Here is a 12,632-nt window from a genome sequence, read left to right on the forward strand (position 1 = left end):
TCTAGCTTCGTCGGCAGCGTCAGATGTGTATAAGAGACAGGTCCAACAGGTCCAACAGGAGCGACAGGAATAACAGGAGCAACAGGTCCAACGGGGGCAACCGGTGATACAGGCCCAACAGGAGCAACGGGAGCAACAGGAGCGACAGGAATAACAGGAGCAACAGGTCCAACGGGGGCAACAGGAGCGACAGGAATAACAGGAGCAACGGGTCCAACAGGAGCGACAGGTTCAACAGGAGCAACGGGTCCGACGGGAGTAACAGGTTCAACAGGTTCAACAGGAGCGACAGGAATAACAGGAGCGACGGGAGCAACAGGTCCGACGGGAGCAACAGGTGATACAGGCTCAACAGGAGCAACGGGAGCGACAGGTCCAACGGGGGCAACCGGTGATACAGGCCCAACAGGAGCAACCGGCACAAGTATAACGGCAACATACGCATTTGCAAATAATACGTCGGGTACAGCAATATCGGTATTACTTGGTGGAACAAATGTCCCGCTTCCAAACAATCAGAATATCGGTCCAGGTATTACAGTGTCTGGGGGGAACACAGTATTTACGGCTGCAAATGCAGGGAATTATTATATTTCATATTCGATTAATATAACGGCTTCATTATTAGTCAGTTCGCGAATTACAATTAATGGGGCACCGCTTGCTGGGACGATCAATTCCCCTGCAGTAGCAACCACATCGTTTAGTGCAACAATTATTACGACTCTTGCGGCGGGGAGTGCAATTAGTTTGCAATTATTTGGCTTGTTAGCTGTTGCGACGTTATCAACGACTACTCCAGGAGCGGTATTAACAATTATAAGACTAAGTTAAATAATAACTCTCTTACTCTTTTAAGAGTAAGAGAGTTTGTACATATAATAAGAAGTTAATGAGGTAAAGCATAGTTATATAAAAGTCAGAATATTATGATTGTAACGTTGTTATGACTATAATATAATGAAAACAACCATCATGAATGAACATTCATTTATTTTTTATGTATTTGAAGGGGGAATGAAGGTGGAAAAACCTTGGTTAAAAAGTTATCCAGAGGAAATTCCTAGTACTATTTCTTATGATATTCAGCCACTTCATGGATATTTAGAGAAAATAGCTTCTCGTTATCCAGAAAAGAAAGCGCTTCATTTTTTAGGTAAAGATGTTACATTTTCAGATTTCCATGACAAGGTAAAGAAGTTTGCGAATTATCTGCAAAGGCTTGGTGTTGAAAAGGGAGATAGAGTTGCGATTATGTTGCCGAATTGTCCGCAATCTGTAATCGGTTATTATGGTACTTTGCTTGCGGGGGGGATTGTCGTACAAACGAATCCTCTTTATACAGAAAGAGAGCTTGAGTACCAACTTCATGACTCTGGGGCAAAAGTCATTCTTTGCCTTGATTTAGTGTTTCCGAGAGTTACTAATGTTCAAAATGCCACAAAGCTGGAGCACATTATCGTAACTCGTATTGCAGATTTCTTACCATTCCCTAAAAATTTACTTTATCCATTTGTACAAAAAAAGCAGGCGAATCTTGTTGTGAATGTGTCGGAAAGCGAAACGATTCATCTATGGAAATCAGTAGAAAGGGAAAGTACTGCTGATGTTGAGGTTCCCTGTGATCCTGAAAATGATCTAGCTCTTTTGCAGTATACGGGGGGAACGACAGGATTTCCAAAAGGGGTTATGCTGACGCATAAAAACCTCGTTTCGAACACTTTAATGGGAGCACATTGGTTATATAATTGTAAAGAGGGAGAAGAAGTGATCCTTGGTGTCCTTCCGTTTTTTCATGTATACGGAATGACAGCTGTAATGAATTTAAGTATTATGCAAGGGTATAAAATGGTGCTTATTCCGAAGTTTGATATGAAAATGGTTTTTGAAGCAATTAAAAAACATAAAGTTACACTATTTCCAGGAGCGCCGACCATTTATATTGCTCTATTAAATAGCCCTCTTTTAAAAGAATATGATATTTCTTCTATTCAGGCTTGTATTAGTGGCTCTGCACCGCTTCCTGTAGAAGTACAGGAGGAGTTTGAGAGCGTTACAGGTGGTAAACTGGTAGAAGGTTACGGATTAACGGAGTCATCACCCGTTACACATGGGAATTTCTTGTGGGAAAAACGTGTGCCAGGAAGTATTGGGGTACCGTGGCCAGATACGGAGTCAATCATCATGTCACTTGAAACAGGAGAGGCATTACCTCCAGGTGAAATCGGTGAAATAGTTGTTAAAGGCCCACAAATTATGAAAGGGTATTGGAATAAGCCAGAAGAAACGGCGGCTGTATTGCAAGATGGCTGGCTTCATACAGGTGATGTAGGATACATGGATGAGGATGGCTTTTTCTATGTGAAAGATCGTAAGAAAGATATGATTGTTGCTAGCGGTTTTAACGTATATCCTCGTGAAGTAGAAGAAGTGTTATATGAACACGAAAAGGTGCAAGAAGTAGTGACGATCGGTGTTCCTGATCCGTACAGAGGGGAAACTGTAAAAGCATTTGTTGTTTTGAAAGAAGGCGCTGAATGTTCTGAAGAGGAATTAGATCAGTTTGCACGTAAATATTTAGCGGCTTATAAAGTACCGAAAGTATACGAGTTTAGAGATGAATTGCCGAAAACGACAGTAGGGAAAATTTTGCGCCGCGTCCTAATAGATGAAGAGAAGAGAAAGAATGAGGATGAGCAAACGGGCTAAGGCCCTTTCTTTTTGAAAAAATAGGATTGACACTTTTCTAAATAGTCAGTATTATAAGAATATGAATGACTATTCATTCAGTCATCTTCTTGAAGGGGACAGTAAAGTGAAGAAAAATAGACCGAAATACAATCAAATTATTGATGCGGCAGTCATTGTGATTGCAGAGAATGGATACCATCAAGCGCAAGTTTCTAAAATTGCAAAGCAAGCTGGGGTAGCTGATGGTACGATTTATTTATATTTTAAAAATAAAGAAGATATATTAATATCCTTATTCCAAGAGAAGATGGGAGAATTTGTTGAAACAATTCGTCAAAAAACAGCAGGAATTGAAAGCGCTGTAGCGAAGTTATTCATGTTGGTAGAAACGCACTTCTTGCTGTTATCACAAAATGATCCTCTTGCTATCGTTACGCAATTAGAGCTAAGACAGTCCAATCAAGACTTGCGCCTTAAAATAAATGAAGTATTAAAAGGCTACTTACAAGTTATGGATGAAATTTTAGAGACAGGTATAAAGCAAGGTGAGTTTCAGGCGGACTTAAATGTTCGTGTGGCAAGACAAATGATCTTTGGAACAGTAGATGAAGTTGTGACCAATTGGGTAATGAGCGATCATAAGTATGATCTGGTCGCACTTTCAAAAACGGTACATGGGCTACTTATTGCGGCTTGTGGTTATCGTCAATAATGGGAGGGATCATGTTGAAATTCCTATCTGTAAGAGTTGAAGACCATATTGCGGTGGCGACGTTAAATCACGGGCCAGCGAATGCGATGTCTTCACAAGTTATGCATGACGTTACTGAGTTAATTGATCAAGTGGAGAAGGATGATAACATTCGTGTTGTTGTTATTCACGGTGAAGGGCGCTTCTTCTCAGCTGGAGCAGATATTAAAGAATTTACATCTGTTACTGAAGCGAAGCAAGCGACAGAATTAGCGCAGCTTGGACAAGTTACATTTGAGCGTGTTGAAAAATGTTCAAAACCAGTTATCGCGGCAATTCATGGAGCGGCACTTGGCGGCGGCCTTGAGTTTGCTATGTCTTGCCACATGCGCTTTGTAACTGAAAGTGCAAAACTTGGTTTACCTGAATTAACACTTGGATTAATTCCTGGTTTTGCAGGTACACAGCGCTTACCACGTTATGTTGGGAAAGCGAAAGCTTGTGAAATGATGTTAACGAGTACACCAATTACTGGTGCAGAAGCATTAAAATGGGGACTTGTTAACGGAGTGTTTTCTGAAGAAACACTTTTAGACGATACACTTAAAGTTGCAAAACAAATTGCTGGAAAAAGTCTAGCAACAACTCGTGCTGTGTTAGAGTTATTGCAAACGACAAAATCGTCTCATTATTACGAAGGTGTACAGCGCGAAGCTCAAATCTTCGGTGAAGTATTTACGAGTGAAGATGGAAGAGAAGGTGTAGCAGCGTTTTTAGAAAAACGTAAGCCTTCGTTTAGTGGTAGGTAGTTCAATTATTTTTTTAATATAAATTAACAGAATTTTAAAATTGATAGAATCTTTCTGAAAAAATAAGGGGGTAAATGGAATGAACATCTACGTACTCATGAAACGAACATTTGATACAGAAGAAAAAATCGTAATTAAAAACGGTGCAATTTACGATGGCGAAGCGGAATTCATCATCAACCCTTACGATGAATATGCGATTGAAGAAGCAATTCAAGTAAGAGACGCACAAGGTGGAGAAGTTACTGTCGTAACAGTTGGTGGCGAAGATAGTGAGAAAGAACTTCGTACAGCATTAGCGATGGGCTGTGATAAAGCGGTATTAATTAATATTGAAGATGATGTTGAAAATGGCGATCAGTTTACAACAGCAAAAGTACTTGCTGAATATTTAAAAGATAAAGATGCAGATTTAATTTTAGGCGGAAACGTTGCGATTGACGGTGCATCTGGACAAGTTGGTCCACGCGTAGCTGAAGCGCTAAATATTCCGTACGTAACGACAATTACAAAACTTGAGATTGATGGTACAAACGTGAAGATTGAGCGTGACGTTGAAGGTGATACAGAAGTTATTGAAACGTCATTACCAGTTTTAGTAACAGCACAACAAGGTTTAAACGAACCGCGTTATCCATCGCTTCCAGGTATTATGAAAGCGAAGAAAAAGCCACTGGAAGAAGTAGAATTAGATGATTTAGATTTAGAAGAAGATGATGTGGAAGCAAAGACAAAAACAATTGAAATCTATTTGCCTCCTAAGAAAGATGCAGGAAAAGTGTTACAAGGCGAGCTGCAAGATCAAGTAAAAGAACTTGTATCGTTGCTCCATACAGAAGCGAAAGTAATCTAATAAAATACGAAATTATATATGCAGGAGGGAAAATCTATGGCTCGTAAAGTATTAGTAATGGGTGAAGTTCGTGACGGATCGCTACGTAACGTTTCGTTTGAAGCGGTAGCAGCAGCAAAAACAATTGCAGAAGGCGGTGAAGTGGTAGGTCTTCTAGTTGGAGACAGCGTTGCCTCTTTTGCAAATGAATTGATTCATTACGGTGCAGATCGCGTTGTGACAGTTGAAAATGATAAATTAAAATCATATACATCTGATGGTTACGCACAAGCGTTTTTAGCTGTATATGCTGAAGAAAAGCCAGAAGGTATCGTATTTGGACATACAGCACTTGGTAAAGATTTATCACCAAAATTAGCAGCGAAACTTGAAGCTGGTCTAATTTCTGATGTAACTGCTTTAGAAGTTGAAGGTGGAAATGTTATCTTCACTCGTCCGATTTACTCTGGTAAAGCGTTTGAGAAGAAGATTGTAACAGATGGTATCTTATTTGCGACAGTGCGTCCAAATAACATTGCAACTCTTGAAAAAGACGAGTCTCGCACAGGTGACGTGTCTTCTATTACAGTAGATGTGAAAGATTTACGTACAATTATTCAAGATGTTGTCCGTAAAACTGCAGAAGGCGTTGATCTTTCAGAAGCGAAAGTTATTATCGCTGGCGGACGTGGTGTGAAGAGTGAAGATGGATTTAAGCCATTAAAAGAGTTAGCTGATGTACTAGGCGGCGCTGTTGGAGCATCTCGTGGTGCTTGTGACGCTGAGTATTGCGATTACTCATTACAAATTGGTCAAACGGGTAAAGTCGTTACGCCAGATCTATACATTGCATGCGGTATTTCTGGTGCGATTCAGCATTTAGCTGGTATGTCTAACTCAAAAATAATCGTTGCAATTAATAAAGATCCAGAAGCAAGTATTTTCAAAGTAGCTGACTATGGTATTGTTGGTGACTTATTCGAAGTTTTACCTCTTTTAACAGAAGAGTTTAAAAAGTTAAAAGTACATTCATGATTTGAGTACCCTTGAGTTCCAAGTGAAGTACCCCTATATATAGAAAAAGGTGAGGGATCCCCTGTCCCTCACCTTTTTAGTATTTCATCCATATTTTTATATAGTATAAAGGAACATTTTTTTGTTACAATACATAACGATACATATTATTCGCCACGTATATAAGTTAATGATATACTCTTGGTAGAATATACTTGAAGGAGGAAATAAAATGGCAATTATAAACGCAAATGACCAAAGCTTCGCAGCTGAAACTAGCGAAGGTGTTGTATTATTAGATTTCTGGGCACCTTGGTGTGGACCTTGTAAAATGATCGCTCCTGTATTAGAGGAAATCGATTCAGAACTAGGTGAAAAAGTAAAAGTAGTAAAAGTAGACGTTGATGAAAACCAAGAAACCGCTCGTCAATTTGAAGTAATGAGCATTCCAGCTCTTTTCGTATTAAAAGACGGTAAAGTAGTTGATCAAGCGTTAGGTTACAAACCGAAAGAAGCGTTAGTAGAATTAGTTTCTAAACACTTCTAAAAGAAAGAAGCTACCATTTGGTAGCTTTTTTTATTTTCCTTTTTTAAACCTTTCCGTTACAATAAAAGAACGTATGTTGGGTGTTTTGTCATTGTATGTTTTTATTTTGAATTTGCAATGATAAGCATGTAGAAATGGAGGTAGGCGAGTGCACGAACATTTGAAAGAGAAATTGGCTATTTTACCAGATCAACCTGGTTGTTATTTAATGAAAGATAAGCAAGGAACGGTTATATATGTCGGGAAGGCAAAAGTGTTAAAAAATCGTGTGCGCTCGTACTTTACTGGTTCGCATGATGGGAAAACACTTCGGCTTGTAGGAGAAATTGTAGATTTTGAATATATCGTAACCTCTTCAAATTTGGAGGCTCTTATTTTAGAGTTAAATTTAATAAAAAAGTATGATCCAAAATATAATATTCAATTAAAAGATGATAAAACATATCCTTTTATTAAAATTACCGCTGAAAAACAGCCGCGCTTACTCATTACGCGTAACGTAAAAAAGGATAAAGGAAAGTATTTTGGCCCTTATCCGAATGCACAATCAGCTCATGAAACGAAAAAACTATTAGATCGCATGTATCCGCTTCGCAAATGCTCAAACATGCCCGATAAAGTGTGTTTATATTATCATATGGGCCAATGTTTAGCACCCTGTGTGAAAGAAGTGACGGAAGAACAAAATAAAGAAATTGTGGATGAAATTATTAAGTTTTTAAATGGTGGACATAAAGAAATTCGTTCAGAATTAGAAACAAAGATGTATGAGGCTTCAGAGAAACTAGAATTTGAACGTGCGAAAGAATTGCGAGATCAAATTGCTCATATAGATGCAATTATGGAAAAACAAAAGATGATTATGAGTGACTTAGTGGACCGTGATGTATTTGGATATGCAGTTGATAAAGGATGGATGTGCGTTCAAGTTTTCTTCGTTCGAAAAGGAAAGCTAATTGAACGTGATGTTTCTATGTTTCCAATCTATGATGAACCAGAAGAGGGATTTTTAACGTTTATCGGTCAATTTTATGAAAACAGCAGTCATTTTAAACCGAAAGAAATTGTTGTTCCAGGAAGTATAGACTCAGAATTAGTAGAGCGCTTTTTAGAAGTTGAAGCGACGCAGCCGAAACGTGGTAAGAAAAAAGATCTTGTAGAATTAGCAAATAAAAATGCGAAAATTGCACTTGAAGAGAAATTCTACTTAATTGAACGTGATGAAGAGCGAACGATTAAAGCTGTAGATCAGTTAGGAAAGCAGCTCGGGATTGAAACACCGTATCGTATTGAAGCGTTTGATAACTCAAATATTCAAGGAACAAATCCCGTTTCTGCAATGATTGCTTTTATCGATGGGAAACCAGCGAAGAAAGAGTACAGGAAATATAAAATTAAAACGGTTCAAGGACCAGATGATTATGAGTCTATGAGAGAAGTTGTGAGGCGCCGTTATACAAGGGCGCTTAAAGAGAATTTACCATTACCAGATTTAATCATTATTGACGGGGGAAAAGGTCATCTGGCAGCTGTAAGTGATGTTCTAGAAAATGAGCTTGGGTTATATATTCCGATGGCAGGCCTTGTAAAAGATGACAAACATAAAACATCCCATTTAATTATTGGGGATCCACCTGAACCGGTGATACTTGAGAGGAATAGCCAAGAATTTTATTTATTGCAGCGCATTCAAGATGAAGTGCATCGATTTGCGATTACATTCCATCGTCAATTACACGGGAAATCTGTCATTCAATCAGCACTGGACGATATTCCAGGAATCGGTGATAAACGGAAAAAGGTATTGTTAAAACATTTTGGTTCATTAAAGAAGATGAAAGAAGCTTCTGTAGCAGAATTTGTCGAAGCGGGTATGCCGAAAAATGTCGCAGAAACAATTTATACGTATTTAACAGATAAGAAGACGTTGTAGTTTACAACGTCTTCTGTTTTTTGGTATAATTTCTGAAGATTTAAAATAAACGCATCTGAATGAAAATACAAAAAAGTCAACTAAACTTATATGTCTAGTTGACTGTAGGTAAGGCTACACTTCAATGAGATCTTTTATATCCCATTTCACAAGAAATGTAATAGAGTCTGAACGTTTTTTCTTTTCTTCGTATGACTCTGCTACGACGTTTCGTTGCTTCTGAATTTGCTCAGCAATGAATCCAGCTTCTAATTGATAAGAAGAATGTCTGTTTTGTTTTTGACGTTCAGCAATGAGAGTGCCTTTAAGTTGGAACTGCATTTCACGACGTTTATGCTCAATAATACTTAAAGTGCCCCAACCAGCTTTTTCAAAGAACTGAATGACTTCTTCAATTGTTTCTAGCGGATATTTTCTTGCAAGGTTTCTACCGGACCAGTATAAAATACCATCTAAATCGTTACCAATTAAATCAGGTAGTAATTCTTCACGTAGCAATTCATAAGCGAAGGCGTTCAATGAAACATCTTCTAAAGATGTTATATCGATTGTATTTTTGCTCACAATATTCCCCTCTTTCTATAGGGCTTATTATATAACATTTCTCATTTATAAAAACAGATTTTTCTTTAGGAAAATCTGAATATATAAGAAGAAAAAAAGAATTGGCAAATTATATGCAAATTATGTATACGTTTTCTTGACGCTTCGACAAAAATAGGAGTAAAATGAACTTGGTATCAAATTATGCTGAAATATTTCGAATAATTTTTTCAGTTTTTCTTATGCCAATAGTGAAAAAACATTATTGTTGTAAATTAATCTGAAAACAGCAGTCAAACATTCAAGGGGGTAATGGGGACATGAAAGGCCGCGAGTATACGTTTCGTAAGTGGCACTCATTAATGGGGGTCATCCCGGTTGGTGTCTTTTTGACGCAACATCTAATTGTAAACAACTTTGCAACAAGAGGAGCAGAGGCTTTTAACAAAGCTGCAGGCTTTATGGAGCTCCTTCCATTCCGGTATGCGCTAGAAATTTTCATCATCTTTTTACCTATACTGTACCATGCTATATATGGCTTATATATTGCATTTACAGCTAAGAACAATGCGGTATCTTACGGTTATTTCCGTAACTGGATGTTCGTCTTCCAACGAATTTCAGGTATCGTTACGCTGATTTTCATTTCTTGGCATGTCTGGGAAACTCGTATTCAAGCAATGTTAGGTAAAGAGGTAAACTACGATATGATGGCAGATATTTTAAACAATCCAGCTATGTTTGCATTCTATTTAGTTGGTGTTGTTTCAACAATTTTCCACTTTGCAAATGGACTATGGACATTCTGCATTAGCTGGGGAATTACAGTGTCTCCACGTTCACAAAGAATCTCTACTTATGTAACATTAGCTATTTTCTTAGGTCTATCTTATGTAGGTGTGAGTGCATTATTAGCGTTCATCGATCCACAGCTAGCAAACCAGTAAGGAGTGGGAGAGCATGAAAGGGAAACTTATAGTAGTCGGCGGTGGCTTGGCTGGCTTAATGGCAACGATTAAAGCGGCAGAAGCAGGAGTAAATGTTGAACTGTTTTCATTAGTACCAGTAAAACGTTCACATTCTGTATGTGCTCAGGGCGGAATTAACGGTGCCGTAAATACGAAAGGTGAAGGGGATTCTCCATGGATCCACTTTGACGATACAATTTATGGTGGGGATTTCTTAGCGAACCAACCACCAGTTAAAGCAATGTGTGAAGCAGCACCTGGTATTATTCATTTAATGGACCGTATGGGTGTTATGTTCAACCGTACGGAAGAAGGACTTCTTGATTTCCGTCGTTTTGGTGGAACACAACATCACCGTACAGCATTTGCTGGTGCAACAACTGGACAGCAATTACTATACGCATTAGATGAGCAAGTACGTCGTCACGAAGTAGCAGGACTTGTAACGAAATATGAAGGTTGGGATTTCTTGCGAGCTGTTGTTGATGATGAAGGTGTGTGCCGAGGAATCGTTGCACAAGACTTACAAACTATGGAGATTAAAAGTTTCCAAGCTGATGCCGTGATTATGGCAACAGGGGGCCCTGGTATCATCTTTGGAAAATCAACTAACTCTATTATCAATACAGGTACAGCAGCGTCTGCTGTATATCAACAAGGTGCATATTATGCGAACGGTGAGTTTATTCAAATCCATCCAACGGCAATTCCTGGAGACGATAAGTTACGTCTTATGAGTGAATCTGCACGTGGTGAAGGTGGGCGTGTTTGGACATATAAAGATGGTAAGCCATGGTACTTCTTAGAAGAGAAATATCCTGCTTACGGAAACCTTGTACCTCGTGATATTGCAACGCGTGAAATCTTTGATGTTTGCGTAGAGCAAAAACTAGGTATTAACGGTGAAAACATGGTGTACCTAGATCTTTCTCATAAAGATCCGAAAGAACTAGATATTAAACTTGGTGGAATTATTGAAATCTATGAGAAGTTTACAGGAGATGATCCTCGTAAACTACCAATGAAAATCTTCCCAGCGGTTCACTATTCAATGGGCGGGCTATGGGTTGATTATAAGCAAATGACAAGCATTCCAGGTTTATTTGCAGCAGGTGAGTGCGATTATTCTATGCACGGTGGTAACCGCCTTGGTGCGAACTCACTATTATCAGCAATTTACGGTGGTATGGTAGCAGGACCGAACGCAATTGAGTATATGAAAGGTCTTTCTAAATCATCTGATGCTGTTTCATCTAGTGTATATGAGCAAAATGAATTAATCGAAACAGAGAAATTTAACAATATTTTAACGCTTGATGGTAACGAAAATGCATATGTTCTTCACAAAGAGCTGGGAGAATGGATGACAGATAACGTTACAGTAGTTCGTGAAAATAAAAAGTTATTAGAAACAGATGCAAAAATTGAAGAGTTAATGGCGCGTTACAAACGCATTAACATTAACGATACAGCGAGATGGAGTAACCAGGGTGCTTCATTTACACGTCAACTTGCAAATATGTTTGAGCTAGCTCGTGTTATTACAATTGGGGCATATAACCGTAATGAAAGCCGCGGAGCGCATTACAAACCGGAATTCCCAAATCGTGATGATGCAAACTTCTTAAAAACTACAATGGCAAAATTTGAGGGAGAAGGAAATGCACCAGCATTCCATTACGAAGAAGTGGATGTTTCATTAATTAAACCACGTAAACGTGACTATTCTTCAAAACATGATGTAGCTGCTAAGGGTGAAGAGAAGGGGGATAAGCAACATGTCTGAGAAAACAATCCGCCTCATCATTACGAGACAAGATGGACCAGATGCACAAGAGTTTGACCAAGAGTTTGAAATTCCATATCGTCCAAATATGAATATTATTTCGGCACTTATGGAAATTCGCCGTAATCCTGTTGATTCAAAAGGGAACCAAACAACTCCGATTGCATGGGATATGAACTGTTTAGAGGAAGTATGTGGCGCTTGCTCGATGGTTATTAACGGAAAACCACGTCAATCATGTACAGCGCTTATTGATCAATTAGAACAGCCAATTCGCTTAAAACCGATGAAGACATTCCCGGTTGTACGTGATTTACAAGTTGACCGTAGTCGTATGTTTAACGCATTAAAACGCGTTAAGGCTTGGATTCCAATCGATGGTACGTATGACCTAGGTCCAGGACCAAGAATGCCGGAGAAGAAACGTCAATGGGCTTATGAGCTTTCAAAATGTATGACATGTGGTGTTTGCTTAGAATCATGTCCAAACGTAAACAGTAAATCTGACTTTATTGGACCAGCACCGTTATCACAAGCTCGTTTATTCAACTCGCATCCAACAGGTGAAATGCACAAAGCAGATCGCTTACGTGCAATTATGGGAGATGGAGGGCTTGCAAACTGTGGTAACTCTCAAAACTGTGTGCAATCATGTCCGAAAGGTATTCCATTAACAACTTCAATCGCAGCATTAAATCGTGATACAACAATTCAATCGTTCAAAGATTTCTTTGGTAGCGATAATAACTATTAATAAATATGCCTCTTCATTTGAAGGGGCAATATTTATAAGGTTATTTTTCAGTTTATTCTGTATA

General features: G+C 38.6%; 11 protein-coding genes and 1 pseudogene. 11 read left to right on the forward strand and 1 reads right to left on the reverse strand.

From position 1 onward, the window contains the following. Nucleotides 1-36 precede the first annotated feature (36 nt). The 8 genes and pseudogenes from JDS92_RS12075 to uvrC all read left to right on the forward strand — a co-directional run. Nucleotides 37-834, forward strand: a pseudogene (locus tag JDS92_RS12075) (BclA C-terminal domain-containing protein); the annotation flags it as partial. A gap of 189 nt (nucleotides 835-1,023) precedes the next feature. Beyond that, nucleotides 1,024-2,709: a long-chain-fatty-acid--CoA ligase gene (locus JDS92_RS12080; protein WP_000414725.1), complete on the forward strand. Its 1,686-nt coding sequence runs from the start codon at nucleotides 1,024-1,026 to the stop codon at nucleotides 2,707-2,709. Between the two features lie 106 nt (nucleotides 2,710-2,815). Beyond that, the gene (locus JDS92_RS12085; protein WP_000742218.1) at nucleotides 2,816-3,403 is read left to right on the forward strand and encodes a TetR/AcrR family transcriptional regulator; all 588 of its coding nucleotides are present in this window, start codon (nucleotides 2,816-2,818) and stop codon (nucleotides 3,401-3,403) included. An 11-nt stretch (nucleotides 3,404-3,414) separates the two neighbouring features. Then, complete coding sequence (locus JDS92_RS12090; protein ID WP_000911298.1) at nucleotides 3,415-4,191, forward strand: enoyl-CoA hydratase; 777 nt, start codon at nucleotides 3,415-3,417, stop codon at nucleotides 4,189-4,191. Nucleotides 4,192-4,270: 79 nt separating this feature from the next. Beyond that, nucleotides 4,271-5,044: an electron transfer flavoprotein subunit beta gene (etfB, locus tag JDS92_RS12095; RefSeq protein ID WP_001029031.1), complete on the forward strand. Its 774-nt coding sequence runs from the start codon at nucleotides 4,271-4,273 to the stop codon at nucleotides 5,042-5,044. 36 nt (nucleotides 5,045-5,080) lie between these two features. After that, nucleotides 5,081-6,058 carry an electron transfer flavoprotein subunit alpha gene (etfA, locus tag JDS92_RS12100; protein ID WP_000101960.1) on the forward strand — a complete coding sequence of 326 codons (978 nt, stop codon included), beginning with the start codon at nucleotides 5,081-5,083 and terminating at the stop codon, nucleotides 6,056-6,058. A gap of 211 nt (nucleotides 6,059-6,269) precedes the next feature. Next, complete coding sequence (gene trxA, locus JDS92_RS12105) at nucleotides 6,270-6,584, forward strand: thioredoxin (protein WP_000974757.1); 315 nt, start codon at nucleotides 6,270-6,272, stop codon at nucleotides 6,582-6,584. Nucleotides 6,585-6,732: 148 nt separating this feature from the next. Next, on the forward strand, nucleotides 6,733-8,517 hold the full coding sequence (uvrC, locus tag JDS92_RS12110) for an excinuclease ABC subunit C (protein ID WP_000544286.1): 1,785 nt from the start codon (nucleotides 6,733-6,735) through the stop codon (nucleotides 8,515-8,517). Nucleotides 8,518-8,631: 114 nt separating this feature from the next. On the opposite strand, the gene JDS92_RS12115 is transcribed toward uvrC, so the two are convergent. Beyond that, nucleotides 8,632-9,081, reverse strand: a complete 450-nt coding sequence (locus JDS92_RS12115) for a YslB family protein (protein ID WP_000042215.1) — start codon at nucleotides 9,079-9,081, stop codon at nucleotides 8,632-8,634. A gap of 299 nt (nucleotides 9,082-9,380) precedes the next feature. Between JDS92_RS12115 and sdhC the strand changes: the two genes are divergently transcribed. From sdhC to sdhB, 3 genes are read left to right on the forward strand one after another with little or no spacing between them, the layout of a single operon-like run. Then, nucleotides 9,381-10,007, forward strand: coding sequence for a succinate dehydrogenase cytochrome B558 (gene sdhC / locus JDS92_RS12120; protein ID WP_000678354.1), 627 nt, complete (start codon nucleotides 9,381-9,383; stop codon nucleotides 10,005-10,007). A gap of 13 nt (nucleotides 10,008-10,020) precedes the next feature. Continuing rightward, nucleotides 10,021-11,814 carry a succinate dehydrogenase flavoprotein subunit gene (gene sdhA, locus JDS92_RS12125; RefSeq protein WP_000676745.1) on the forward strand — a complete coding sequence of 598 codons (1,794 nt, stop codon included), beginning with the start codon at nucleotides 10,021-10,023 and terminating at the stop codon, nucleotides 11,812-11,814. Then, a complete protein-coding gene (gene sdhB, locus JDS92_RS12130; RefSeq protein WP_001291830.1) occupies nucleotides 11,807-12,568 on the forward strand; it encodes a succinate dehydrogenase iron-sulfur subunit in 762 nt (253 codons plus the stop codon). The genes sdhA and sdhB overlap by 8 nt, the downstream gene beginning before the upstream one ends. The last annotated feature ends 64 nt before the right edge of the window (nucleotides 12,569-12,632 follow it).

It is taken from the genome of Bacillus cereus group sp. N12 (assembly GCF_016483575.1).
Classification (GTDB): domain Bacteria; phylum Bacillota; class Bacilli; order Bacillales; family Bacillaceae_G; genus Bacillus_A; species Bacillus_A toyonensis.

Coding starts and splice junctions, on each gene's coding strand:
- trxA (WP_000974757.1), top strand. CDS start 6,270: ATGGCAATTATAAACGCAAATGACCAAAGCTTCGCAGCTGAAACTAGC.
- etfB (WP_001029031.1), top strand. CDS start 4,271: ATGAACATCTACGTACTCATGAAACGAACATTTGATACAGAAGAAAAA.
- sdhA (WP_000676745.1), top strand. CDS start 10,021: ATGAAAGGGAAACTTATAGTAGTCGGCGGTGGCTTGGCTGGCTTAATG.
- etfA (WP_000101960.1), top strand. CDS start 5,081: ATGGCTCGTAAAGTATTAGTAATGGGTGAAGTTCGTGACGGATCGCTA.
- sdhC (WP_000678354.1), top strand. CDS start 9,381: ATGAAAGGCCGCGAGTATACGTTTCGTAAGTGGCACTCATTAATGGGG.
- sdhB (WP_001291830.1), top strand. CDS start 11,807: ATGTCTGAGAAAACAATCCGCCTCATCATTACGAGACAAGATGGACCA.
- JDS92_RS12090 (WP_000911298.1), top strand. CDS start 3,415: ATGTTGAAATTCCTATCTGTAAGAGTTGAAGACCATATTGCGGTGGCG.